Source organism: Mycolicibacterium hodleri (assembly GCF_025822245.1).
Taxonomy (GTDB): Bacteria; Actinomycetota; Actinomycetes; order Mycobacteriales; family Mycobacteriaceae; genus Mycobacterium; species Mycobacterium hodleri.
In genome coordinates, this window is record NZ_JACKTL010000026.1 from 94,226 (window position 1) to 117,979 (window position 23,754).

The 23,754-nt window shown below is 68.1% G+C and carries 26 protein-coding genes; 9 read left to right on the forward strand and 17 right to left on the reverse strand.

Annotated features, from left to right (window positions below; translation table 11 throughout):
• Window positions 1–10: 10 nt before the first annotated feature.
• Window positions 11–472, forward strand: a complete 462-nt coding sequence (locus tag H7J06_RS08655; RefSeq protein WP_264038337.1) for an Lrp/AsnC family transcriptional regulator — start codon at window positions 11–13, stop codon at window positions 470–472.
• Between the two features lie 52 nt (window positions 473–524).
• A complete protein-coding gene (gene lat / locus H7J06_RS08660; protein WP_264038338.1) occupies window positions 525–1,865 on the forward strand; it encodes an L-lysine 6-transaminase in 1,341 nt (446 codons plus the stop codon).
• Between the two features lie 12 nt (window positions 1,866–1,877).
• Here lat and H7J06_RS08665 read toward each other — a convergent pair whose 3' ends face one another.
• The 4 genes from H7J06_RS08665 to mbp1 form a co-directional block, all read right to left on the reverse strand.
• The gene (locus H7J06_RS08665; RefSeq protein ID WP_372515272.1) at window positions 1,878–2,426 is read right to left on the reverse strand and encodes a restriction endonuclease; all 549 of its coding nucleotides are present in this window, start codon (window positions 2,424–2,426) and stop codon (window positions 1,878–1,880) included.
• 110 nt (window positions 2,427–2,536) lie between these two features.
• Window positions 2,537–5,143: a molybdopterin-dependent oxidoreductase gene (locus tag H7J06_RS08670; protein WP_264038339.1), complete on the reverse strand. Its 2,607-nt coding sequence runs from the start codon at window positions 5,141–5,143 to the stop codon at window positions 2,537–2,539.
• Window positions 5,140–5,964 carry an FAD binding domain-containing protein gene (locus tag H7J06_RS08675; protein ID WP_264038340.1) on the reverse strand — a complete coding sequence of 275 codons (825 nt, stop codon included), beginning with the start codon at window positions 5,962–5,964 and terminating at the stop codon, window positions 5,140–5,142. Before H7J06_RS08675 ends, H7J06_RS08670 begins: the two co-directional genes overlap by 4 nt.
• A gap of 107 nt (window positions 5,965–6,071) precedes the next feature.
• Window positions 6,072–6,302 (reverse strand): microaggregate-binding protein 1, encoded by a 231-nt coding sequence (mbp1, locus tag H7J06_RS08680; RefSeq protein WP_264038341.1) that lies wholly within the window; start codon window positions 6,300–6,302, stop codon window positions 6,072–6,074.
• Window positions 6,303–6,714: 412 nt separating this feature from the next.
• On the opposite strand from mbp1, the gene H7J06_RS08685 reads away from it, so the two are divergent.
• Window positions 6,715–7,149, forward strand: a complete 435-nt coding sequence (locus H7J06_RS08685; protein WP_149480987.1) for an ATP-binding protein — start codon at window positions 6,715–6,717, stop codon at window positions 7,147–7,149.
• The gene (locus H7J06_RS08690; RefSeq protein WP_264038342.1) at window positions 7,146–7,934 is read left to right on the forward strand and encodes an RNA polymerase sigma factor SigF; all 789 of its coding nucleotides are present in this window, start codon (window positions 7,146–7,148) and stop codon (window positions 7,932–7,934) included. The genes H7J06_RS08685 and H7J06_RS08690 overlap by 4 nt, the downstream gene beginning before the upstream one ends.
• A 7-nt stretch (window positions 7,935–7,941) precedes the next feature.
• Here H7J06_RS08690 and pucL read toward each other — a convergent pair whose 3' ends face one another.
• Genes pucL through H7J06_RS08710 form a run of 4 tightly spaced genes read right to left on the reverse strand, consistent with a single transcriptional unit; the run spans window position 7,942 to window position 11,624 of the window.
• Window positions 7,942–8,841: a factor-independent urate hydroxylase gene (pucL, locus tag H7J06_RS08695; protein WP_264038344.1), complete on the reverse strand. Its 900-nt coding sequence runs from the start codon at window positions 8,839–8,841 to the stop codon at window positions 7,942–7,944.
• Window positions 8,842–8,845: 4 nt separating this feature from the next.
• Window positions 8,846–9,166 carry a hydroxyisourate hydrolase gene (gene uraH / locus H7J06_RS08700; RefSeq protein WP_264038345.1) on the reverse strand — a complete coding sequence of 107 codons (321 nt, stop codon included), beginning with the start codon at window positions 9,164–9,166 and terminating at the stop codon, window positions 8,846–8,848.
• A 4-nt stretch (window positions 9,167–9,170) separates the two neighbouring features.
• Window positions 9,171–9,692 (reverse strand): 2-oxo-4-hydroxy-4-carboxy-5-ureidoimidazoline decarboxylase, encoded by a 522-nt coding sequence (gene uraD / locus H7J06_RS08705; RefSeq protein WP_264038765.1) that lies wholly within the window; start codon window positions 9,690–9,692, stop codon window positions 9,171–9,173.
• Window positions 9,693–9,707: 15 nt separating this feature from the next.
• Complete coding sequence (locus tag H7J06_RS08710) at window positions 9,708–11,624, reverse strand: PbuX/PucJ/PucK family nucleobase permease (RefSeq protein WP_264038346.1); 1,917 nt, start codon at window positions 11,622–11,624, stop codon at window positions 9,708–9,710.
• Window positions 11,625–11,657: 33 nt separating this feature from the next.
• On the opposite strand from H7J06_RS08710, the gene H7J06_RS08715 reads away from it, so the two are divergent.
• Window positions 11,658–12,203, forward strand: a complete 546-nt coding sequence (locus H7J06_RS08715; RefSeq protein ID WP_264038347.1) for a nucleotidyltransferase family protein — start codon at window positions 11,658–11,660, stop codon at window positions 12,201–12,203.
• A gap of 110 nt (window positions 12,204–12,313) precedes the next feature.
• Window positions 12,314–12,667: a histone-like nucleoid-structuring protein Lsr2 gene (locus tag H7J06_RS08720; protein ID WP_264038348.1), complete on the forward strand. Its 354-nt coding sequence runs from the start codon at window positions 12,314–12,316 to the stop codon at window positions 12,665–12,667.
• Here the strand turns inward: H7J06_RS08720 and H7J06_RS08725 are convergent.
• The 9 genes from H7J06_RS08725 to H7J06_RS08765 form a co-directional block, all read right to left on the reverse strand.
• On the reverse strand, window positions 12,664–13,689 hold the full coding sequence (locus H7J06_RS08725; RefSeq protein ID WP_264038349.1) for a malate dehydrogenase: 1,026 nt from the start codon (window positions 13,687–13,689) through the stop codon (window positions 12,664–12,666). The genes H7J06_RS08720 and H7J06_RS08725 overlap by 4 nt on opposite strands.
• On the reverse strand, window positions 13,686–14,018 hold the full coding sequence (locus H7J06_RS08730; protein ID WP_264038350.1) for a hypothetical protein: 333 nt from the start codon (window positions 14,016–14,018) through the stop codon (window positions 13,686–13,688). Before H7J06_RS08730 ends, H7J06_RS08725 begins: the two co-directional genes overlap by 4 nt.
• Window positions 14,019–14,097: 79 nt before the next feature.
• A complete protein-coding gene (locus tag H7J06_RS08735; RefSeq protein WP_264038352.1) occupies window positions 14,098–15,897 on the reverse strand; it encodes an acetyl/propionyl/methylcrotonyl-CoA carboxylase subunit alpha in 1,800 nt (599 codons plus the stop codon).
• Between the two features lie 257 nt (window positions 15,898–16,154).
• A complete protein-coding gene (locus H7J06_RS08740; protein ID WP_264038353.1) occupies window positions 16,155–16,574 on the reverse strand; it encodes a SufE family protein in 420 nt (139 codons plus the stop codon).
• Window positions 16,571–17,467, reverse strand: a complete 897-nt coding sequence (locus H7J06_RS08745) for a sulfurtransferase (protein WP_264038354.1) — start codon at window positions 17,465–17,467, stop codon at window positions 16,571–16,573. The genes H7J06_RS08740 and H7J06_RS08745 overlap by 4 nt, the downstream gene beginning before the upstream one ends.
• Window positions 17,468–17,498: 31 nt before the next feature.
• Window positions 17,499–17,627 carry a hypothetical protein gene (locus H7J06_RS08750; protein WP_264038355.1) on the reverse strand — a complete coding sequence of 43 codons (129 nt, stop codon included), beginning with the start codon at window positions 17,625–17,627 and terminating at the stop codon, window positions 17,499–17,501.
• Window positions 17,628–17,751: 124 nt separating this feature from the next.
• A complete protein-coding gene (locus H7J06_RS08755) occupies window positions 17,752–18,405 on the reverse strand; it encodes a Maf family protein (RefSeq protein ID WP_264038356.1) in 654 nt (217 codons plus the stop codon).
• Window positions 18,405–18,686: an acyl-CoA carboxylase subunit epsilon gene (locus H7J06_RS08760; protein WP_264038357.1), complete on the reverse strand. Its 282-nt coding sequence runs from the start codon at window positions 18,684–18,686 to the stop codon at window positions 18,405–18,407. Before H7J06_RS08760 ends, H7J06_RS08755 begins: the two co-directional genes overlap by 1 nt.
• A gap of 32 nt (window positions 18,687–18,718) precedes the next feature.
• Window positions 18,719–20,356 carry an acyl-CoA carboxylase subunit beta gene (locus H7J06_RS08765; protein WP_264038358.1) on the reverse strand — a complete coding sequence of 546 codons (1,638 nt, stop codon included), beginning with the start codon at window positions 20,354–20,356 and terminating at the stop codon, window positions 18,719–18,721.
• A 174-nt stretch (window positions 20,357–20,530) separates the two neighbouring features.
• Between H7J06_RS08765 and H7J06_RS08770 the strand changes: the two genes are divergently transcribed.
• The 3 genes from H7J06_RS08770 to H7J06_RS08780 are packed head-to-tail and all read left to right on the forward strand — an operon-like array spanning window position 20,531 to window position 23,662.
• A complete protein-coding gene (locus tag H7J06_RS08770; protein ID WP_264038360.1) occupies window positions 20,531–21,556 on the forward strand; it encodes a GDP-mannose 4,6-dehydratase in 1,026 nt (341 codons plus the stop codon).
• 25 nt (window positions 21,557–21,581) lie between these two features.
• Window positions 21,582–22,544, forward strand: a complete 963-nt coding sequence (locus tag H7J06_RS08775) for a GDP-mannose 4,6-dehydratase (RefSeq protein ID WP_264038361.1) — start codon at window positions 21,582–21,584, stop codon at window positions 22,542–22,544.
• Window positions 22,541–23,662: a glycosyltransferase gene (locus tag H7J06_RS08780; RefSeq protein WP_264038362.1), complete on the forward strand. Its 1,122-nt coding sequence runs from the start codon at window positions 22,541–22,543 to the stop codon at window positions 23,660–23,662. The genes H7J06_RS08775 and H7J06_RS08780 overlap by 4 nt, the downstream gene beginning before the upstream one ends.
• Window positions 23,663–23,754: the final 92 nt, after the last annotated feature.

Sequence of the window (23,754 nt, forward strand, 5' to 3'; positions counted from 1 at the left end):
GTCTCCGGCCATGGCCGACGCGTCCGACGAGCTCGACGACATCGACAGGACGCTGGTTCGTGAGTTGGTGGCCGACGGTCGGGCCACGCTGGCGCAGCTGGCGGTGAGTGCGGGTTTGTCGGTGTCCGCGGTGCAGTCCCGCGTCCGACGGCTGGAGACGCGCGGGGTGGTGACGGGGTACCACGCCCGGATCGACCCCGAGGCCGTCGGGAACATGCTCTCGGCGTTCGTGTCCATCACCCCAATCGACCCCTCTCAACCCGATGACGCGCCCGCGCGGCTCGAACACATCGACGCCATCGAGTCGTGTCACTCGGTGGCCGGGGACGAAAGTTACGTCCTCCTGGTGCGTGTCCGGTCGGCGCGGGCGCTCGAAGACCTGCTGCAACAGATCCGGACGGCAGCCAACGTCCGCACCCGAAGCACCATCATCTTACAGACTTTTTACGAGGACCGCGACGTCCTACCGTAGAAAATCCTGCTTTAGGTCGCGCACGCCGTAAATGTTCCGTTAGGATGCCGGTATGACCGCTGTCCTGCCTTCCCGCGTCCGCACGTCCGACCACTCCGTGGCACCCGACGACGTCCGAGAGGTGCTGAGCCGCAGCATCCTGGCCGACGGGCTCGACTTCGTGCTCGACGTCGACCGGTCGACCGGCTCGCACCTCGTCGACGCCCGCACCGGCGAGAGCTATCTGGACATGTTCACCTTCTTCGCGTCCTCGGCCCTCGGCATGAACCACCCGTCGATCGCCGATGACGAAGCGTTCCGGGCCGAGCTCGCCGCCGCGGCGGTGAACAAGCCCAGCAACTCCGACGTCTACACCGTGCCGATGGCCCGGTTCGTCGAGACGTTCGCCCGCGTCCTCGGCGACCCGGCCTTGCCGCACCTGTTCTTCGTCGACGGTGGCGCGCTCGCCGTCGAGAACGCGCTCAAGGTCGCCTTCGACTGGAAGAGCCGGCGCAACGAGAGCAAGGGCGTCGACCCGGCACTGGGCACCAAGGTGCTCCACCTGCAGGGGGCGTTCCACGGCCGCAGCGGCTACACCCTGTCGCTGACCAACACCGACCCCAACAAAGTGGCGCGGTTCCCCAAGTTCGACTGGCCGCGGATCGACGCGCCCTACCTACGGCCCGGCGCGAACGTCGACGAGCTCGAGGCCGAGTCGCTGCGTCAGGCCCGCGCGGCATTCGAGGCCAACCCGCACGACGTCGCGTGCTTCATCGCCGAGCCGATCCAGGGTGAGGGCGGCGACCGTCACATCCGCGCCGAATTCTTCGCCGCGATGCGCGACCTGTGCGACGAGTTCGACGCGCTGCTGATCGTCGACGAGGTGCAGACGGGCTGCGGAATGACCGGAACCGCTTGGGCCTATCAGCAATTGGGTGTCATGCCCGACGTCGTCGCCTTCGGCAAGAAGACCCAGGTGTGCGGTGTGATGGCCGGGCGGCGGGTCGACGACGTCGCCGACAATGTGTTCACCGTCAGCTCGCGGATCAACTCGACCTGGGGCGGCAACCTGACCGACATGGTCAGGTCGCGGCGCATCCTCGAGACCATCGAGGGCGACGGGCTGATGGCGCGCGCCGCGGAACTCGGCGGGTACCTGCTCGGTCGGCTTGAGGATCTGGCTGTCGAGTTCCCCGGGCTCGTCGTCGACCCGCGTGGTCGTGGCCTGATGTGCGCGTTCAGCGTGGCAACGGCAGAACAACGCGACACGCTCATCGCCAAGCTGTGGGACCGCCGGGTGATCATGCTGGCCAGCGGACCCGACAGCGTGCGCTTCCGACCCGCGCTCACCGTCTCGCGGGACGAGATCGACGCCGCGGTCGAGGCGGTGCGCGCGGTGCTGGCCGAGCTCTAACCGCCGCGTCGGCTATCGGGCCGGTTCGGCGTTCACCAGCCGGCGGATCGTCGAGCCGAGCCGCGTCAGACCGTCACCCCCCACCAGGACGCAGCCGTGCCGCTCGGCAAGGCGTCGGGCAGCGGGGGTGAAGTCGTGATTGGTCACGACCATGGTGTGCGCGCAGTCGTGCATCGCGGCCCCGGCCACGACTTCCTGGACGGCGCCCGAGCCGACCGGTCGGGACTGCCGTTTGCATTGAATGGCAAGGCGATTGGGCCGTCGGCCGACCACGAGGTCGACGCCGAAGTCACCCGTCGCCGCCGTCATGATCACCGAGGCGCCGCTAGACCTGGCGATCCGCGCCACGTGGTCCTCGAAGTCGGTGCCGGTCATGGACTGCTTGGCGACGGCGGGATCTTCCCGGGCGGCGGGGGTGCGTGCACCCCTCAGCATGCCCACCAGGAACGCCGGCAGCGCGGGCACCACAACCGCCGCCGCCACGCTCCAGGAGAGATCGAGACCCGCCACGTGGGCGGCGATTCCGGCTGCGACCGCCACGACGGCGTAGACCTTCCGCACGGGGGGAATGGTAGGCCGCCCAACCGACAAGCCGACGACGTTGGCGTGCGCGAACTCGCGAAGGTGACCGGCGTGTCTTCCCCGGACACGCACGCTCGCGGGGAGGGGGATCAGGCGTTGAGTGCGCGCCACACCCGCGCGGGCGTCATCGGCAGCTGACGCAGGCGGGCGCCACATGCCCTCGCGATCGCGTTGGCGAGCGCCGGGGCCACCGGGTTGTAGGGCGACTCGCTCATCGACTTCGCCCCGAACGGCCCGAGCACGTCGTACGTGTCGGCGAAGTACACCTCGGTCACCGGGAGGTCGGCGAGCTGCGGAATGTGATAGTTCCGCAGGGCGTCGGTCGTGACGGCGCCGTCGGGCCCGGTGCGCACCTCCTCGTACAACGCGCTGCCAATGCCCTGGGCGACACCGCCTTCGACCTGGCCGCGGCATTGCTCGGGGTTCATCACCACGCCAGCGTCGGCCGCGTGGACCGACTGCAGGATCCGCACCTCGCCGGTGGTGACGTCGACCGCGACGCGGAATCCCTGCACGTTGAACGCCACCGACCGGGGGGTGCCGTCGTGGCGTCCGTAGCCGGTCAGTGGCCGGGCGTCCGGGGTGGCCTCGAGGGCGGCGCGCAGGTCCCGGCACGCCGCCTGGACCGCAAGCCCGGCGACGACGGTGCCCGCCGAGCCGAACGCCCCGGTGTCGTAACTGGTTGCGTCGGTGTCGGATTGGCGAATGCGCACGCGACTGACGTCGACCCCGAGCTCGGAGGCCACAATCTGCCCGTGCACCGTGGACGTTCCGTTGCCGAACTCGGCGGTGCCGACCGAGAGGGTGAAGTCGCCGTCGACGTCGAGGGAGATCGACGCGTCGGCGAAGTGACCCCGTGGGGGAATGGTGGCGATCATCGCGAGGGCCACGCCCTCGCCGACCCGCCAATGGCCTCCCTCGGGCGGGGCCGCACCCGCGCCTGCGGTCAGTGTCCCCTGGACGAGGTCCAGGCATTGGTCGAGCCCATAGCTGCCGTAGGTCAGGTCGTCGTCGGCGACGTGGGCGTCGGTGAACGGGTCCCCGGGGACGACGACGTTGCGGCGCCGAAGGTCAACCGGGTCGACGCCCAGTTCCTCGGCCAGTTGATCCAACGCCGACTCGACGGCGAAGATGACCTGGCCGAGGCCGTAGCCGCGGAACGCACCGGAGGGAATGTTGTTGGTGTACACCGCCTCTGCGTCGACTCGCTTGTTGGGGCAGCGGTAGACCGACACCGACTCGCTGCACCCGTGAAACATCACGCCGGGGCTGTGGTTGCCGTACGCGCCGGCGTCGACCAGAACGTCGACCGACAGCGCGGTCAGCACCCCGTCCGGCCCTGCCGCGACGGTGGCGTCGACCCGGAACGGGTGGCGGCACGGTGCGCCGGTGAACTCGTCGGAACGGCTGAACTCGTAGCGCACCGGCTGGCCCAGCCGCAGCACCGCCATGGCGACCAGGTCCTCGGTCAGCATCTCCTGTTTGCCGCCGAAGCCGCCTCCGAGCCGGCGGGTGAACACGTGGACGTCGGCGCGGTCCAGGCCGAAGACGTGGCACAGCTCGTCGCGCACCAGGAACGGTACCTGCGAGCTGGTGCGAATCACCAAGCGTCCGTCGTCGTCTCGCCATCCGGTACACCCGTGCGTCTCGAGGTGCACGTGCTGCACGCGCTGGGTGTTCCACCGCCCGCGGACGACGGCGCCACCGGAGCGCACCGCCTGGGCCACGCCCTCGTCGACGTCGCCGACGCCACCGTGCACTTCGGCGACGAGATTGCGCGTCGGGTCGGCAATGCGGGCCTCGGTGGACTTGCCGTCGTGCAGCAGTGGTGCCCCCGCCGCCCGGGCCTGCTCGGGGTCGAACACCGCGGGCAGTTCGTCGTACTCGACGATGATTGCGCGGCAAGCCGTTTCGGCGACGGCCAGGGTGTCGGCGACGACGGCGGCGACCCGCTGACCGACGAATCGGACCGTGTCGTCGAGGACGAAGGAGTCGTCGGGGTCGTCGAGCCTGCTGTCGTGGCGCGCCGTCGAGAACGCGACGGCAGGGCTGTCACGATGGGTGAGCACCAGCCGAACGCCGGGAATCCGTTGCGCCGCAGCCGTGTCGATCGACGCGATCCTGGCGTGCGCGACGGTGCTGCGCAGCACCGCGAGGTGAAGCAGCCCGTCGACGGCGTGGTCCATGGTGTACTGCTCGGTTCCGGTGACCACGCGCATGCCTGCGGGGGCGCCGACGGAATCCCCGGCGCCGCCGACCTTCTTGGTGTTCACCGAGCCGGCGAGGGCATCGGTGATCGCGCGGTAGCCGGTGCACCGGCACAGATTGCCCTTGAGGTTCTGCGGCAGGTCGGCCAGTTGCCCTGGGGTCAACGTGGACGCCGTGGTGATCATCCCCGCGGTGCAGAATCCGCACTGGAACCCGGCGGCGTCGACGAATTGTCGTTGTAGGGCATGCGGTCGATCGGGGGTGCCGAGGCCGGCGACCGTCGTGACGTCGCGGCCCGCAGCCCGGAATGCGGGGTAGATGCACGAATGCACCGGTGCCCCGTCGACCAGCACCGAGCATGCGCCGCAGTCGCCTCCGTCGCAGCCCTTCTTGACCTCGAAGTGGCCGTGGTCGCGCAGGTAGGTCCGCAGGCATTGCCCGGGCCACGGATCACCCTGCAGCGCTTGGCCGTTCACGGTGGTGGTCACGGGCCCAGCTCCGCGCAGATCTGCTCGGCCAGCACCAACGACACCGCGCGGCGCCAATCCGGATCACCGTGCGGATCGACGGTCCAGGCGTCGTCGGGAATGTCGGCGTGGGCCCGCCGCACCGCGTCGACGTCGACCGATGCCAGGGTGAAGACGTAGGGCCGCACCGTCGCCGCGGTGATCGACAGCACGAATGTCCCGTCGCGGTCGACGCGGCCGATGACGACGATCCCCGAGCGACCCAACGGCGAGGGGGCCAGCTTGCGGTATGCGGTGCGCCCCCGCAGGGCCGAGGCCGGCAGATGAATGGAGCGCAGCACGTCGCCGACGGACAGCACGTTCGCCGAGTTGCCGGTCACGAAGTCGGCGACGGGCATTCGGTAGTCGTCCCCATCGGGCCGCCACACCAGGACCTCGCCGGCGAGAGCAGAGCTCAGCGAAATCATCGAACCGGCGGGGAAGGACAGACAGAGGTTGCCGCCGACGGTCGCTTCGGCCCAGACCTTGAACGACGCGAGCAACGCGGTGCAGCACTGGTGGAACAGTGGCGCGGCCAGCCAGTCGGGGTGGGTGAGCGGAAGCTCCGCCGACAGGGCGGACACCTGGGCCACGGTGCAGGTCGCGGCGAGCTCGATCCCGTTCGCGTCGACGAGGACCGGTGCCCACCCCAGCTGGGTGAGGTCGACGAGGCGGCGGGTCCGCAGCTGCGGTTCGGAGAACAACCAGGTGCCGCCCGCCAGGACGGCGTCGGACGCACCGATCGGCCACAACTCGTCGCGCTGACGCGGCGTGCTTACCGTCTCGACGGTGGTCAAGTCCACTCTTCGAAGGTAGTCAAGCTCCGCGACCGCCGCACGTTCTCGTGCGCGACGACCAACGGGCCCGACCGGGGATGCACCCCGGCCGGGCCCGTCACGGTGTCGTAGCGCTACTCGGCGGCCTTCTGGCGCGCCTCGGCTGCCGCGGCGCTGCCGCGGGCGGCCTCGGCCTCGGCTTCCTTCTTCGCGACGTCGCGCTGCGCGTCGGCCTTGTCCTGCTGCGCCTCGCCCTCGCGGGAGAGGTCGTCGTTGCCGGTCACCGTGCCGGCCACTTCCTTCGCCTTGCCCTTGACGTCCTCGACGACGCCCTTGATGCCTGCTTCTGGTCCACTGTCGCTCATGGTTGCCTTTCGATCGTGGGTGCAATGGCGGTGACGCGGGTCACGCCATCCTCGGTTGGGGCGATCCAGCTCTACTCACCCCGTGCACTGAAGGCTGCCCATCGAACCAACGGGCTAAACGAGCACCACGCCGGACGACGGCTTCGCGCCAATTGCGTTGTTTTCCGCCCGAATTGAGACGTGCTGCGACGGGTGGCCCGAGTCGGCAATGGTTTAGTCACAGACGCGCTGGGCATCCCCACCGGGAACGAGTCGTAACAACCTAGCGAGAGGCGGGACGTCATCGTGGCCACACGTACGATCACACCGCCCACCCGTGGTTCCCGTTCGTCCGCATCTCGTGACGGGAGTGCTGGTGGTTAGCTACGAACCACCTCGGGGTAACCTCGCGTGGAGATCAGATGGAGGGCGCGTGTCAGACGGTGAGTACGGCCACGACAGTGGGCATCGAAGCCCCAGATCTGTCGAGGTTCGAGTCGCGGCAAAGCTGGAGAATCTGGCGGTGTTGCGCACCGTGGTGGGCGCAGTCGGTACCTACGAGGACCTCGACTTCGACAGCGTGGCGGACCTTCGGCTGGCGGTGGACGAGGCCTGCACCCGGCTCATCCGATCCGCGACGGCCGACGCCACCCTCGTGCTGGTGGTGCATCCGCTCGAAGAGCAGCTCGTGGTCGACGTGTCGACTGCATGTTCGTCACCTGACATCGTGGTGCCGGGCAGCTTCAGTTGGCACGTCCTGAGTTCCTTGACCGACGACGTCAGTACCTTCCACGACGGTCATGGCCCCGAAGACTCGCACATCTTCGGCATCTCCATGACGACGAGACGAGCGAGCTCGCTGAGGTGACGACGTCGTCCTCCCGGGGTTCGGCGTCACGCTCGAATTCCGAATACGCGGACGTGGTCGACATGTTCCGCACACTGCAGGGGCTCGAAGAGGGCTCGGCCAAATTCCTTCGTCAGCGCGACTCGATCGTGGAGCGGTGCCTGCCGTTGGCCGACCACATCGCCCGCCGATTCGACGGCCGCGGCGAGCCGCGTGACGATCTGGTGCAGGTGGCCCGCGTCGGGTTGGTGAACGCCGTCATCCGGTTCGACGTCGACGCGGGGTCGGACTTCGTGTCCTTCGCGGTGCCCACCATCATGGGCGAGGTTCGCCGCCATTTCCGTGACAACAGCTGGTCGGTCAAGGTGCCCCGGCGCCTCAAGGAACTCCACCTCCGGTTGGGAGCCGCGACCGCGGAGCTGTCGCAGAAGCTCGGGCGTGCCCCCACCCCGTCGGAGCTCGCGGCCGAACTCGAGATGGACCGCGACGAAATCGTCGAGGGCCTGGTCGCGGGCAGCTCCTACAACACGCTGTCCATCGACGGCGCAGGCGGCGGCACGGAAGAGGCCCCCGCCATCGCCGACACCCTGGGCGACGTCGACCTCAACCTCGACCAGATCGAGAACCGGGAATCGTTGCGGCCCTTGCTCGCCAGTCTCCCGGAACGCGAGCGTCAGGTGCTCCTGCTTCGCTTCTTCGAATCGATGACCCAGACGCAGATCGCCGAGCGGGTCGGGATATCGCAGATGCACGTCTCGCGCTTGCTCGCCAAATCCCTGATGCGCCTGCGCGATCAGCTCGAGTGACGGCGGCCTAGGAAAGCCAGCCCTGATAGACGTCCCACGCCGCACCGGCGGGGGGAGCGTCGTCGCGGGTGACCGTGGCCTGGATGAGCCCGTACGGTCGGTCGTCGGCGTTGAACACTTCGTTGTCGTTGGTCAAGCCGAACGGTGACAGGTCGTAGATGAAGTGGTGCTTGTTCGGCGCCGACAATCGGATCTCGGCGATGAACGGATAGGCCTCCAACACGGCCTTGCCCATCTCGAACAGGGTCTGTTGCAAGGCAAGTGACTGCACCACGGCGAACTGCTTGACCAGGTGAGCCTTGATGCCGACATAGGTGGGCTCCCAGTCGACGTCGGTCGTGGTGAACCGCCACTGAGCCACCAGCGATGTCGCCATCACCCGGTCGTGCGTCGGCTGTAGCACGGTGTAGCGATCCTCGAGGAAGCCGGCGAACTCGGAGCCCGTCGACTTCAGGATGACCATGTCCTTGAGGCCGCCGACGACCGTCTCGCCCCGGGCGTCGACGGTGATCGCGGCGGTGCGGACCTCCTGGCCCTTCCGAACCCAGGTGTGGTCGTGCTCGCTGCCGTCGACGATCGCGCGTTCCCAGGCGTACTCCTCGAGCTCGACGCGGGCGCCCTCCACCGGCTCGACGTCGTGAACGAAGTGCCTGGCCAGGGTCAGACCGTAGTCCTCGACCGACGACAACCCCTTCTCCTTGGCATAGGCGTACGCGGTCTGCTTCTGCGTGTCGGTGGGCAGCACCTTCGACTGATCGCCGGTCAAATATGCCTGGCTGAAATCACCACGCAGGCAGGTGGTTACGTTGACGTCGTGGATTTCGTGACGGTGGGTGTCGCGGTAGATTCTGACGACGCGGGTCTCGGCCTTGCCGTACTGGTTGCCGCCCAAGACGATCTCGGACACCGGCTCAACTCCCTCGGTAGGTGGAATAGGCGAACGGCGAGAGCAGCACCGGCACGTGGTACTTGCCTCCCGCGTCGGTGATCTCGAAGGCGACGATCACCTCCGGGTAGAACGTCGCGACGTCGCGCGCGGCGAAATAGGCGCCCGTGCCGAAGTGCAGCCGATACACCCCGGCGGGCAGGTCGACGCCCAACTGCGCGATGCGGCCGTCGTCGTCGGTGGTCGCGGTGGTCAGAGGCCCACCGTCGCGGTCGGTGAGCGTGACGGCGACGCCGGCGGCAGGTCTGCCGGTCGTCGAGTCGAGGACGTGCGTGGACAGACTCATGTGGTCATCTTGCCCCGGGGTCGGCTGGCGGCTCGCTCAGGAGACGTTCGAGCCGAAGCCGGTTGATCTTCGCGAGCTCGTTGCGCATCACCCGGCGCTCGGTCTCGGGATCGTTGTGGAGGCGCTCGGTGAGGATCGCCAGCAGTTCCTCGGCGGAACGCCCGCTGGCGCACACCAGGTAGACGTAACCGAACTTCTCGTCGTATTCGGCGTTCTTCGTGGCCAATTCGGCCTTGACGGAGTCCGCGGCGGTCACCACGGCGGCTTGTTCGCGCGCCGAGGACGCGTTGTCGACCTTGGCGCCGATGCGTGGATGACCGTCCAGGGCGGCGTCGATCTCGGCGTCGGGAAGCTCGGCCAACACCCGGTCGGCGCGGTCGAGCAGGGCGTCGACGTCGCGAAACGGCCCGCCCGCGAGGACCCGTCGCGCCCAGATGGTGGACGAGCAGACGCCGAACAGCACGTTCATCCGCTGCCGCTCGCTCAGCCGGGTGAAGCCGTCCAGGCCCAGTCTCTCTCGGGGCAACCCCACGCCAGGCACCTACTGCAATTCGTTGAGCCGGCCAAACCGCGCTGCGGCAATCGGATTGGCGTCGGCCACCAGGTCGTCGAAGCGGTAGTTGGCGATCTTGGCGATCTCGATGAGCGCGAACGCGCGTTCGGCGGCGGGGGAGTTGTCCATTCGCGACCACCCGTTCTTGAGGACCCGGTCGAATCGCTCGGTCTCGCGCGCGCAGATGATCAGCGGGAAGCCGAAGTGCTCGCGATACGCGCCGGCCAGGTCCACGACGTCATTGTGGTCGTCGTCGTCGAGGCTCGACAGGGCGACGTGGTCGACGGCCAGTGCGTGCCCCGTCTCGTCTTCGGCCCCGAGATCGTGGAAGGCGTTGAGGAGTTCGTCCTGTTGTGCGGACGTGCCCGTCAGCACCGCGTCCTGGAAGGCCTCCCGCAGCGCGGTGGTGCCGGCGAACGGCCGCTGCTCGAAGGCGCGTTCCACCGCCCACGGCACGTCCTGCACCACGTGGCCGAACACCTCCGTGAAGCGGTCCTTCGTCATCGAGTTCACCTCGTCGAGCGTGATCGCACCGCCGCCGGCCACGCGCGGACCCCGCGAACCGGTGTGGAAGAACACGATGTTGAGCAGGATCGCGGCGACCGCCCCGATGCTGATGCCGCTGCCGAAGATCAGGTTCAGCCCCGTCGGCATGGCCTTGGCCAGGTCCGGGTAGGTCGTAACCCACAGTGCGAGAGCAAGACTGGTAGTCACGATGATGAGGTTGCGGTGGTCGGTGAAGTCGACCTTGCCGAGGGTCTGGATGCCGACGACGGCCACGGTGGCGAACAACGTCAGCGCGGCGCCGCCCAGCACGGGATTGGGGATCGACGCGACCACCGCGGCCACCTTGGGAAGGAAGCCCAAGATGATCATGATGACGCCCGCCGCGGCAACCACCCACCGGCTCTTGACGCCGGTGAGACGCACCAGGCCGACGTTCTCGGAGAAGGCGGTGTACGGGAACGAGTTGAAGATGCCGCCGATGGTGGTCGCCACGCCGTCGGCCCGCAGGACGTTGCCGATGTCGGAGGCCTTGACGCGCTTGCCGACGATCTCCCCGGTCGCGATGGTGCTGCCGGTCGACTCGACCGCGGTGATCAGCAACACGATGATCATCGTGAGACAGGCGACGAAGTCGAACTTGGGCAGGCCGAACAGGAACGGCGGCGTGAAGCCGAACGCCGACGCCTCGGCGACCTTGCCGAACGTCATGTCGCCCAGCGCGTAGGCCACCGCGCAACCGACGACGAGACCGAGCAGCACCGCGATGGTCGCCAGGAATCCCCGGAACAGCCGTTGGATGCCGACGATGATCGCAATGGTGCCCAGGGCATACAGGAACCACCGGATGTTGGTCGGGTCGGGTTGGTGGGTGCCGGGATTGGTGACCGCGTCCAGTGCGCCCACCGGCACCAGGCACAGGCCGATGATGGTGATCAGCGTGCCGGTCACCACGGGTGGGAAGAACCGCAGCAGCTTGATGAAGATCGGCGCGATCAGGAACGTGAACACGCCCGCGACGATCACTGCGCCGTAGACGTACAGCAGGCTGGGCGCGCCGCCGCCGTTGGCCAGCCCGATGGCGATGATCGGGGAGACCCCGGCGAACGTCACACCCTGCAGCAGTGGCAGCCGCACGCCGATCTTCCAGAACCCGACGGCCTGGATGATCGACGCGATCCCGCAGGTGAACAGGTCGGCCGTGATGAGCTTGACGAGTTGATCCGCGGGCAGGTCGATGGCGCCCGCGATGATGATCGGCACCAGCACCGCGCCTGCGTAGAACGCGACGACGTGCTGGAACCCGTAGGTCGCGAGCTTGGGCAGCGGCAGCACCTCGTCGACCGGGTGCACGCGCTTCGCGCCGGTGGTGAGTGGCGGGGCCGACCTTGGGGTGGACACACTCCAAGAATCGACCAGGTTGAGACTGTTCGCATGTCGAAAGCTCGCGCCGTGGTCGGCGTCCTGCTGGCCGCCGGGGCGGGAAGTCGCTACGGCATGCCGAAAGTGCTTGTCGGACAGGGTCAATGGTTGCGCATCGCGGTCGGCGCGCTGGCGGGCGGTGGATGTGACGACGTGGTGGTGGTCTTGGGCGCCGCGGTGGTCGACGTGCCACCGCCGAGCCGCGCGGTGGTGGCCGAGGACTGGGCGGCCGGAATGAGTGCGTCGCTGCGCACCGGGCTGGGCGCCGCGGGCGACGCCGACCTGGCCGTTCTGCACCTGGTCGACACCCCCGACGTGGGCGCCGACGTGGTCAGACGCGTCCTTTCGGCGGCAACGGATTCGGAGCCAGGGCTGGCCCGCGCGACCTACGGCGGCCGTCCTGGTCACCCCGTGGTGATCGCGCGGCGGCACTGGGCCGCGCTGTCGGCGACGCTGCACGGCGACGAGGGAGCCCGCACCTTCCTCAGGGGCACGCCGGGCGTCGTCCTCGTCGAGTGCGGCGACCTCGCGACCGGGGCCGACGTCGACGAGCCGTAGAACGGAGGTGGTATACACCTCGTAACGCAAAACTGGGGAGTTCTGCGGACGGTCGCCGACACCGGCTTCCGGGGGGCTGGCGCTTGACGGCGTCATGGCAAGGGGGGCGTGTGGCCACGAGCAAGAAGAAGACAACCGGGTCGGTCGACGCCCTGGACGGCACGACCGCCGACGAGACCGTCCACTTCGGTCTCGACGGTCAGATGTATTCGATCGAGCTGTCGGCGGACAACGCCGCCGAGCTCCGCCGGATCGTCGGCGAATGGGCCGAATGCGGGCGACGGGTGCGGGCCGCGCAGCGACGGCACCTGGCCCGCGTCGACCCGTGGCGAAAGCAGGTCAGCGGTCAGGAGCGCATTCAGATCCGGGAATGGTGCCACGACAACGGCTATCGCGTCGGCAGCCGCGGGCCGCTGCCGTTCGACGCGGTGGACGCCTTCCGGACCGCGAACTCGGTGGGCTAGAGCAGACCGAGCGCGGCCACGGCCGCGCGTTCGGATTCGAGTTCGGCCACCGACGCGTCGATGCGCTGCCGGGAGAAGTCGTTGATCTCGAGGCCCTCGACGATCTGCCACACGCCGTCGACCGCGCGCACGGGCAGCGACGCCACGACACCCTCGGGGATGCCGTACACGCCCGGTGAGGGAAGCGCCACGGACGTCCAATCGTCGGCGTCGGTGCCGTCGACCCAGTCACGGACGTGGTCGATGGCGGCGTTGGCTGCCGACGCGGCCGACGACGTGCCGCGGGCTTCGATGATCGCGGTCCCGCGCTTGGCGACGGTGGGGATGAATTCGGTTGTCAGCCACTCGGTGTCGGCAGCGAACTCGGCACCGGGTCGGCCGCCGACGACGGCGTGGAAGACGTCGGGGTACATGGTCGGGGAGTGGTTGCCCCACACCGTCACCCGTGAGACGTCGGTGACGTGGACGCCCGCGTGCGCGGCGAGCGCGGCGACGGCGCGGTTGTGGTCGAGACGCGTCAGTGCGGTGAACCGTTCCGCCGGGACGTCGGGTGCGTGGGCGGATGCGACGAGGGCATTGGTGTTGGCCGGGTTGCCGACCACCACGATCCGGACGTCGGACGACGCGCCCGCGTTGATCGCCCGCCCCGCGTCGGCGAAGATCGCGGCGTTGGCAGCCAGCAGGTCGGCGCGCTCCATGCCCTTGCTGCGGGGCTTGGCGCCGACCAGCAAGGCGACGTCGACCCCGTCGAAGGCACGGACGGGATCGTCGTGGATCTCGACGTCGGTCAGCAGGTCGAAGGCGCTGTCGACGAGTTCCATCACCACGCCCTCGGCCGCCCGCATCGCCGAGGGTAATTCCAGCAGCCGAATAGTCACCGGCACCCCGCGGCCGAGCAGGGCGCCGGCACCGATGCGGAAGAGGGCGGCGTAGCCGATCTGGCCGGCGGCACCGGTGACCGTGACGACCTTCGGGCGGGCGGAGCTGGGTGGGTGAATGTTCGGGCGGGCGGAGCTGGTCACGTGTGCACCCGGATGTTGAGTATCTCGGAGGCGTAGCGGCGCACGGTGTCCTCGGACATTGCCGCCGCGTCTTCGTGGCCGGGCCGCGCCCTGCTCTGCATGAACCCGGTCTTCGGATTCAGCGTGATCTCGGCGAGCAGTTCACCGGTCGAGGGTTCGCACACCGCCCAGGTGTACATGCTGTCGTCGGCCCAGCCGTCCGCGGCGTCGTGGACGTAGTCGAGGTCGGTCTCGCCGAGGTCAGCGAGCTCGGGACGATCGTCGACGCGGTCGTCGTAGCGCAGCCCGCGCAGATACCACGTGCCGTTGTTGATTTCGACGGGTTCCATGATGGTCAACCGGTCGAGTGGCCACTTACTGCGCGCACATCGCGAAAGTGCGTGCGGCAAGTGGCCACTCGGCGGGTCCTCAGTCCTTGATCTCGGCGAGCACGGTGCCCTGGGTGACGGCGGCACCCGCCTCGACGGCCAACCCGGTGACCGTGCCGTCCTTGTGGGCCGTGACCGGGTTCTCCATCTTCATGGCCTCGAGCACCGCGATGAGGTCGCCGGCGGCCACCTGCTGTCCCTCTTCGACGGCGACCTTGACGACGGTGCCCTGCATCGGCGCGGTGACCGCGTCACCCGAGGCCGCGGCACCGCCCTGCGCGCCACGCTTGCGCGGCTTGGGCTTCTTGCGGATGACACCGGAGGCCGCGCCACCGCCCCCGCCGCCGATGGCCAGATCGCCGGGCAGCGACACCTCGACGCGACGACCGCCGACCTCCACGACGACCTTCTGGCGGGGGAGGGCGTCCTCCTCGTCCAGCGGTGCGCCGGAGGTGAACGGTTCGATCGTGTTGTCCCACTCGGTCTCGATCCACCGCGTGTGGACGGTGAACCCGTTGTCGTCGCCGATGAAGGCGGGATCCGAGACGACGGCGCGATGGAACGGGATGACCGTCGCCAAGCCCTCGACGGTGAACTCGGCCAGCGCCCGACGCGACCGGTCCAGGGCCTCCTCGCGGGTGGCGCCGGTGACGATCAGCTTCGCCAGCATCGAGTCGAACTGGCCGCCGATGACGGAACCGGTCTCGACGCCGGAGTCCAGGCGGACGCCCGGACCCGTCGGCGGGTCGAACAGGGTGACGGGTCCCGGCGCGGGCAGGAAGCCACGGCCCGCGTCCTCGCCGTTGATGCGGAATTCGAACGAGTGCCCGCGCGGCGTCGGATCCTCGGTGATGTCGAGGGCCTCGCCGTTGGCGATGCGGAACTGCTGGCGCACGAGGTCGATCCCCGAGGTCTCCTCGGTCACCGGGTGTTCGACCTGCAGACGGGTGTTGACCTCGAGGAAGGAGATCAGCCCGTCCTGGCCGACCAGGTACTCGACGGTGCCTGCCCCGTAGTACCCGGCTTCCTTGCAGATGCGCTTGGCCGACTCGTGGATCTCCTTGCGCTGCGCGTCGGTGAGGAACGGCGCGGGCGCCTCCTCGACCAGCTTCTGGAACCGGCGCTGCAGCGAGCAGTCGCGGGTGCCGGCGACGACGACGTTCCCGTGCGTGTCGGCGATGACCTGGGCCTCGACGTGGCGCGGCTTGTCCAGGTAGCGCTCGACGAAGCACTCGCCGCGACCGAAGGCGGACACGGCCTCACGGGTGGCGGAGTCGAACAGTTCGGGGATTTCCTCGATGGTGCGGGCGACCTTCATGCCGCGGCCGCCACCGCCGAAGGCGGCCTTGATGGCGATCGGAACGCCGAATTCCTTGGCGAAGGCGATGATTTCGTCGGCGTCCTTGACCGGCTCCGACGTCCCGGGGACGAGCGGTGCGTTGGCCTTGGCCGCGATGTGGCGGGCGGTGACCTTGTCACCGAGGTCGCGAATCGACTGGGGGCTCGGCCCGATCCAGATCAGGTTGGCGTCGAGCACCGCCTGGGCGAAGTCGGCGTTCTCCGACAGGAAGCCGTAGCCGGGGTGGACGGCGTTCGCGCCGGACTTCTGCGCGGCGTCGAGGATCTTGGCGAAGTCGAGGTAGGACTCCGCGGAGGTCTGTCCGCCGAGGGCGAAGGCCTCGTCGGCGAGGCGGACGTGCGGGGCGTCGGCGTCGGGATCGGCGTACACGGCCACGCTGGTCAGCCCGGCGTCCTTGGCGGCCCGGATCACCCGGACGGCGATCTCGCCCCGGTTGGCGACGAGCACCTTGGAGATCTTCGAGCTGGCGTGACTTGGCACTGCGCCTCCTGATGGCATGTTCTCTAAGAAACCTCTTTAAGAATGTATCGGAGGCAGTTTAAGCGGCGCGCTAGGCCCGTCGGCGCGCCGGTCCCCTACTGATGAGTAGGTATGTTCGGCCTGCCGGGTGTCGCCGCTGATCGCCGGGGTTCGCCGCCTGCGCATCGCGTTCCGCTCCGCCCGTGCCGACTGACGAACGCGGAGCTGGGCTCCGGAGGCGCTCGGCAGCGCCGGCGACGACGTCGGTGCGAGGGACGCTAGGGCGCGCTCAGCCGACGCTTGATGCGAGTGAGCATGGCCGACATGCCTCGCAGGCGCAGTGGACTGATCAGCTTGGCCAGGCCGAGTTCGGCATAGAAGTCGTCGGGCACGGCGAGGATTTCGTCGGCCGAGTGCTCGTCGAGGCCCGCGGACAGGATCGCCGCGAAGCCGCGGGTGGTCGGCGCCTCGGCGGGGGCGCTGAAGTACAGCCGGACGCGGTCACGGTCGGAGGCGTCGACGTGGAGGAACAACGGCGACTGGCACTCCGGCACCGGTTCCATGGCGGCCTCTTCGAGGTCGGCCGGGATGGGCGGCAACTCGTTGGCGAACTCCAGCAGTAGCTGCAGTTTGTCTTGGCCCTGCATCTCCGCGAAGTCGGATACCACCTCGGCGAGTGCGGCCGGCATGGCACTCATCCCCGGCCGGGAGCCTCTCCGGGTTCGGAACCGACCGCCACGGGCACGCGTACCGCGTTGCCCCACTCGGTCCACGAGCCGTCGTAGTTGCGGACGCCCTCCTTGCCGAGAAGGTGGGTCAGGACGAACCAGGTGTGGCTCGAGCGTTCGCCGATGCGGCAGTACACGATGGTCTGGTCGTCGGGCTTCAGGAAGCCGTACAGCTCGTCGAGTTCGTCCCGGCTGCGGAACTGCCCGTTGTCCTTGGCGGCCTTGGCCCAGGGGATCGACATGGCCGTGGGGATGTGACCGCCGCGCAGGGCGCCCTCCTCCGGGTAGTCCGGCATGTGGGTGCGTTCGCCGGTGTACTCCATGGGGGAGCGGACGTCGATCAGCGGCTGTCGGCCGAGGGTCGCGAGCACGTCGTCCTTGAAGGCGCGAATCTGGGCGTCGTCACGCTCGACCACCGGGTAACCCGACGTCGACTTGGACGGGACGTCGAGGTTGGTGTCGCGGCCGTTCGACACCCACAGGTCGCGGCCGCCGTCGAGCAACCGCACGTCCGGATGCCCGAACAGGGTGAACACCCAGAGGGCGTAGGCCGCCCACCAGTTGCTCTTGTCGCCGTAGATGACCACGGTGTCGTCGCGGCTGATGCCCTTGCGGTCCATCAACGCGGCGAACCGTGCGCCGTCGATGTAGTCGCGAACGCGGTCGTCGTTGAGGTCGGTGTGCCAGTCGATCTTGACGGCGCCGGGGATGTGCCCGGTGTCGTAGAGAAGGACGTCCTCGTCGGACTCGACGATGGCGAGCCCTGGCCTGCCGATGTTGCCGGCCAGCCAGTCGGCGGTCACCAGCCGTTCCGGATGGGCGTAGGCGGCGAGGGAGGGATGCGGGTCTGCGGGCAGAGACACCCCTAGAGCCTACTTGCTCGCCCCGGGCGGGTCAGACCCTCAGTGCCGACGGGTGGGACCGATACCACGACACCGTGTCGCGAATGCCGTCGCGCAGCGAGATCGTCGGCTGCCAGCCGCTCGTGCGCAGGGTGTCGACGTCGAGCAATGTGCGTGGCATGCCATCCGGCTTGGAGCTGTCCCGGTCGACGCGGCCGGTGTATCCGGTTGCCTCGGAGACCCTTTCGACGATCCCGGCGATGATTTGGGCGCGGCCGCATCACGGCCCATCCATCGGAATGTGCTCAGTCGGTAAGGGGGTTGGCCGCCCACAGGTCGGAGACCGACACGCCGACGCGCTCCAACAAGGTCCTGGTCAACGGAAGTCCGATGCCGATCACCGCGGACGGATCGCCGTCGACGCCGTCGACGAACCACCCGCCGAGGCCGTCGAGGGTGAAGCCGCCTGCGACGGCGGTGGGTTCACCGCTACGCGCGTACGCATCGAGGTCCGCCGCCGACGGGCGACCAAACCGGACGGTGGTCACGGCGTGCGCTGCCGCCCTGTTCTCGATCCTGTTGCCGCTCACGCGAAGTACGCAGTGTCCCGTGAACAACTCGCCCGATCGGCCCGCCATCGCCTGCCAGCCCTGGACCGCCGCGGCTTCGGTGGCGGGTTTGCCCCACAGCCGCCCGTCGCGGTAGAGCATCGAATCACAGCCGATCACAACGCAATCCGCGCCCACCTCGGCGTCGAGCGCGTGAGCGACGGCCTCGGCCTTGGCGGTCGCCAACGCCGTCGTCACCTCGCCCGGGCCTGCGCCGTCGGGGAGGGCCGCCACCAAGGCGTCTTCGTCCACCCCGGACACCAGCACGACGGGGTCCATGCCTGCGCCACGGAGCACCTTGCGGCGGCCGGGGGATGCGGACGCCAGGACGAGCCGCGTCGAACCCGTCACTAGCGTCGGAGGTGCGAGCGTTCCAACTGCGTGATCCGCTGCCAGCTGATGAGCGAGTAACGCAACTGGTCCACCGGAAGTCCCCACCGGTTGAGTTCCTGCGGGCCCGGCTCGGCGGAACCGCCACCACTGCCGGCGAGCACCGTGACCAGCGCGGCGAGTTCCTCGTCGCTGGGATTGCCCTTGAGGATCTTGATCTCGGGAACCGACGTCACGACGGGCGCGTCGATGGTCAGGTCGTCGGGATCGGAGACTTCGGTGATGTCGACGTCTTGTGACACGAGTGTTCCGTTCGTCGGGGAAGGAGAGCGGATCAGAGCGGGATGTTGCCGTGCTTCTTGGGCGGCAACTGCACGATCTTGCGTTCCAGCAGGCGCAACGCGGCGGAGATGTAGCCGCGGGTGTGCGACGGCGGGATGACCGCGTCGACGTACCCGCGCTCGGCGGCCACGTAGGGATTGACGAGGGTGTCCTCGTAGTCCTGCTGCAGCTCGAGGCGCAGCGAGTCGACGTCCTTGCCCTCCGTGGCGGCCTCCTTGAGCTGAGACCGGTAGACGAACCCGACGGCACCCGAGGCGCCCATCACGGCGATCTGCGCCGTCGGCCATGCCACGTTGACGTCGCAGCCCATGTCCTTGCTGCCCATCACGCAGTAGGCACCGCCGTAGGCCTTGCGGGTGATGACGGTGATCTTCGCGACGGTGGCCTCGCCGTAGGCGTACAGAAGCTTCGCGCCGCGCCGGATGATGCCGTTGAACTCCTGGTCGGTGCCGGGCAGGAAGCCCGGGACGTCGACCAACATGATGATCGGGATGTTGAAGCAATCGCAGGTGCGAACGAACCGGGCGGCCTTCTCGGAGGCGTTGATGTCGAGGCAGCCGGCGAACACGGTGGGCTGGTTGGCCACGATGCCCACGGTGCGGCCGTCGACCCGCCCGAATCCGACGACGATGTTGCCTGCGTAACCGGCTTGCACCTCGAGGAATTCGTCGTCGTCGAGGATGCGCGTGATGACCTCGTGCATGTCGTACGGCTGGTTGGGCGAGTCGGGGATCAAGGTGTCGAGCTCGAGGTCCTCGTCGGTGAGGTTGTCCTCGATGGCGCCGGGATGCGGCGGCGCCGGGTAGCGCGGCGGCTCGGAGGCGCTGTTGGGCGGCAGGTAGCTCAGCAGGTCACGGACGTACTCGAAGGCGTCCTGCTCGCCGGAGGCGACGTAGTGGGCGGTGCCGGACTTGGCCATGTGGGTGTGGGCTCCGCCCAGTTCCTCCATGGTCACTTCCTCGCCGGTGACCGTCTTGATGACGTCGGGGCCGGTGATGAACATCTGGCTGGTCTGGTCGACCATGATCACGAAGTCGGTCAACGCGGGGGAGTACACGTGTCCGCCGGCCGCGGCACCCATGATCAGCGAGATCTGAGGGATGACACCCGAAGCCAGAATGTTGTTGCGAAAGATCTTGCTGTACAAGCCAAGTGAGACCACGCCCTCTTGGATGCGCGCGCCGGCTCCGTCGTTGATGCCGATCAGCGGACGGCCGGTCTTGAGGGCCAGCTCCTGGACCTTGACGATCTTCTCGCCGTAGACCTCGCCGAGGCTGCCGCCGAAGACGGTGGCGTCCTGGCTGAAGATGCAGACGTCGCGACCGTCGATGGTGCCGTAGCCGGTGACCACGCCGTCACCAACGGGACGGTTGGATTCGAGGCCGAAGTTGGTGCTGCGGTGCTTGGCCAGCGCGTCGAGCTCGACGAAGGTCCCCTCGTCCATCAGCGCGTAGATGCGCTCGCGAGCGGTCAGCTTGCCCTTGGCGTGAACCTTGTCGACGGCCGCCTCGCCCACCGGGTGCAGCGTCTCCTTGGTGCGCCTGCGGAGGTCGGCCAACTTGCCCGCCGAGGTGTGAATGTCGATCTCGGGTGCAGCAGCCGGGGCGGAGGGATCCGAAACGCTCGTCATGGTGCTCGATCGTAGCGACAAGAGGGCCGGAACTCTTAAGCAGCCCTTAAACACGCCGCGCGGTCACGGCGTAGGGCCTTAAGGACAGATCCCGTCGAGCGTGCAACGATTCATCGCAGCGCATCTCGCCATGCGATTGGGCGCGGTTGTTCGAAGTCACGACGGAGGTAGCGAATGGCATCGGTGTTGGGCGAGTCCGGCGCCCCGAAGAGGGCGTTGATCACCGGCATCACCGGGCAGGACGGCATCTACCTGTCTGAGTTGCTGCTGTCCAAGGGCTACGAGGTCTACGGGTTGCTGCGGGGACAGAACAATCCCAAGGCGGCAATGCTGGAGGAAGTCCTGCCGAAGGTGCACGTCATCGCCGGGGACCTCTTGGACATGTCGAGCCTGATGCGGGCGATGACCATCGCGCAGCCCGACGAGGTCTACAACCTCGGCGCGGTCTCGTTCGTCGCCTACTCTTGGCAAAACGCGCGCCTGACCACCGACGTCACGGCTGGCGGCGTGCTGAGCATGCTGGAATCGGTGCGGCTATATCAGGAAGTGTCAGGCAAGCGCGTCCGGTTCTATCAGGCGTCGAGTTCAGAGATGTTCGGCAAGGTCCAACACGTTCCGCAGACCGAGTCGACGCTGTTGTGGCCGCGGTCGCCGTACGGCGTCGCCAAGGTGTACGGGCACTACCTGACGATCAACTATCGCGAGTCCTACGACATGCACGCCAGTTCCGGGATTCTCTTCAACCACGAATCACCGCGCCGCGGTGTCGAATTCGTCACTCGCAAGGTGTCCCGCGCGGTGGCGCGGATATCACTGGGGTTGCAGGACACCCTTACCCTGGGCAATCTCGACGCGGAGCGCGACTGGGGTTTCGCCGGCGACTACGTGGAAGCCATGTACCTGATGCTGCAGCAGGACGTCGCCGACGACTACGTGATCGCCACCGGTGAGACGCATTCCATCTCCGAGCTTCTCGACGTCGCGTTCGCGACGGTCGGGATCGACGATTGGAAGCCGTACGTGCTGACCGACGCGGCGCTGTTGCGCCCAGCCGAAGTCGATCGGTTGATTGGCGATGCGACGAAGGCGCGCAACGCCTTTGGGTGGGAACCCAAGGTGACGTTCCAGAACCTCGTCGAGATGATGGTGCACAACGACCTCGCCCTGCAGTCCCGCGACGCAGGCCTCGCCGCGCCGTGATGCGTTGATGCACCCGGACCAGCCCATGAAGGTCGCACTCGTCACCGGCGTCACCGGCCAGGATGGCTACTACCTGTCGCGGCTGTTGGGCGACTCCGGGGTGGCCGTTCACGGAGTCGTCGGACCCAACGAGGGGCCACAGTCGGTCGCGATACCGGAGGTCACGGCGCACGCCGCCAACCTGACCGACGGCGACGCCGTGCTCGACCTGGTCACGAAGGTCTCGCCCGACTACGTCTTCCACTTGGCTGGAGTCTCGTCGGTGGCGCTGTCGTGGGACCGGCCGGTCTACACGGCCGACGTGAACGCCGTCTCCACGACCGCATTGCTGGACGCCTGCCTCAAGGTGCAGGACGCGACGGGCCGCAGCATCGCCGTGGTGAACGCCTCGAGCGCGGAGATCTTCGCCGGGTCGGCGGGCTCGCGTCAGACCGAGGACACGCCCGTGCGACCGACGTCCCCGTACGGGGTGTCCAAGGCGATGGGCCACATGATGTGCCACGTCTACCGCGACAGGGGATTGCAAGCGTCCAACGCCATCCTCTTCAATCACGAATCTCCGCGGCGGCCAACGTCTTTCGTGACACGAAAGATAACCGCCGCCGTGGCAGCGATTTCCCGGGGCGAGCAGAGCTCGGTCAGGTTGGGCAACATCGCGGTGCGGCGAGACTGGGGCTGGGCGCCGGACTACGTCGATGCGATGTTCCGCATGGCCACGCACGAAACGGGCGACGACTTCGTCGTCGCGACCGGTGTCGACCATTCCATCGCCGACTTCGCCGCCGCCGCGTTTGCCTCCGTGGGCATCACGGATTGGCAGACGAAGGTGGACGTGGACGCCGACCTGATCCGGCCCGCGGACGTCGACGTCATGGTCGGAGATGCGACCAAGGCCGCAACCGTGCTGGGCTGGCGCACGACGAAGTCATTCGACCAAATCGTGGCAGCCATGGTCGAGTCCGACTTGGGACGGGAGCAGCCATCGTGAGTACGGACCTTTCTCAGACTCGGCTGGTCTACATCGCGCCGAGGGTTGGCATCGGCGGCGTCGGAGATTTCGCGGAGGCGTTCGTCGACGCCGTTCGGCCGCACTTCGCCGACGTCGTCGAGTACCGCCACGGCGGCCCCGGCGACGACAGCGTGTCGGACCTGCGTCGGCATGGCGCCGCGATCCGCAAGCTGGTGGCTGAGGCGCCGGGTGGGCGAGTGCTGGTGCACGCCGAACTGAGTGGAGGGGCCGTCGTCCCGTTCTGGGCGACGGCGAAACTGCCCGATCACGTCCCGGTGACGGCCACGATTCACGACCCGCCGCATCCGATCTGGTGGCCTGCCCGGACGCGGTTCATGGCCCAGCACTGGCTGGTCAACCATGCCGTTCACTTCCCCTTCCGCAGGGTGTCCTACGCCGTCCAGCGAAAGTGGCTTCGAGCGACCACGCTGTTCGTCCTCACCGAGAGCGGCGCACAGTCCATCAGACCCGCCTATCCGCACGTTCGAGTGGTTCGGGTCCCACACCAGGTTGCCGATCGGCCCGACATCCGGCCGCCGGAGCAGCGACCACTCGCGATCGGTCTCTTCGGGCTGGTCTACCGCGGCAAGGGATTCGAGCAGATTGGCGCCCTCAGAAAACTGCTACCACCGGAGATCGCCATTCGCGTCGCCGGGCGCGGTACCGAGGACCTCCCTCGAGTCGAGGGGATCGACGTCGTCGGAGGCATCGAAGGTGACGCCGAGGACGCGTTCTTCGAGTCGGTTCGCGCCATCGTCATGCCGTACGGCAAGCGCTCGCCCTATGGCATGGGCTACCCCTCCTCGGCGGTGATGGCCCATGCCGTCGCCTACGGGACGCCGGTGATCTGCACCGACCACGGCGCGCTCGGTGATCTGGGGGAGGATGAAGGCGTCGTGGTGTTGCGCGGGCTGTCTCACGCACCGGACGACGTCGCTGCGGCGTTCGCGGACGCAGTGACGGCCCTCGTCGATGACGAAGCCAAGCTGGCGACCTTGGGTGAACAGGTGCTCGTCCAGCGAAAGGCGCGTTCGGCCGTGGAGATCGCCAAGGCGTTCACCACCGTGTGGTCGGAGTTGCTCGAGAGCTCGGGATGATCGGTCGACCGACACCTCTGGAGGGACACGACAGTCCTTGGTCTGGGTGATCCGGGCGGCAGGTGTGACGACGCGAACCAAGGGAGCGTCGC

Bases quoted from the DNA above. Each gene is read 5' to 3' on its own strand.
- mbp1 (WP_264038341.1), bottom strand. From the start codon at position 6,302: ATGAGCGACAGTGGACCAGAAGCAGGCATCAAGGGCGTCGTCGAGGAC.
- H7J06_RS08715 (WP_264038347.1), top strand. From the start codon at position 11,658: ATGTCGAAAGCTCGCGCCGTGGTCGGCGTCCTGCTGGCCGCCGGGGCG.
- H7J06_RS08765 (WP_264038358.1), bottom strand. From the start codon at position 20,356: ATGACGAGCGTTTCGGATCCCTCCGCCCCGGCTGCTGCACCCGAGATC.
- H7J06_RS08655 (WP_264038337.1), top strand. From the start codon at position 11: ATGGCCGACGCGTCCGACGAGCTCGACGACATCGACAGGACGCTGGTT.
- uraH (WP_264038345.1), bottom strand. From the start codon at position 9,166: ATGAGTCTGTCCACGCACGTCCTCGACTCGACGACCGGCAGACCTGCC.
- H7J06_RS08750 (WP_264038355.1), bottom strand. From the start codon at position 17,627: ATGCCACGCACATTGCTCGACGTCGACACCCTGCGCACGAGCGGCTGG.
- H7J06_RS08740 (WP_264038353.1), bottom strand. From the start codon at position 16,574: ATGAGTGCCATGCCGGCCGCACTCGCCGAGGTGGTATCCGACTTCGCG.
- H7J06_RS08775 (WP_264038361.1), top strand. From the start codon at position 21,582: ATGAAGGTCGCACTCGTCACCGGCGTCACCGGCCAGGATGGCTACTAC.
- H7J06_RS08770 (WP_264038360.1), top strand. From the start codon at position 20,531: ATGGCATCGGTGTTGGGCGAGTCCGGCGCCCCGAAGAGGGCGTTGATC.
- lat (WP_264038338.1), top strand. From the start codon at position 525: ATGACCGCTGTCCTGCCTTCCCGCGTCCGCACGTCCGACCACTCCGTG.
- H7J06_RS08730 (WP_264038350.1), bottom strand. From the start codon at position 14,018: ATGGAACCCGTCGAAATCAACAACGGCACGTGGTATCTGCGCGGGCTG.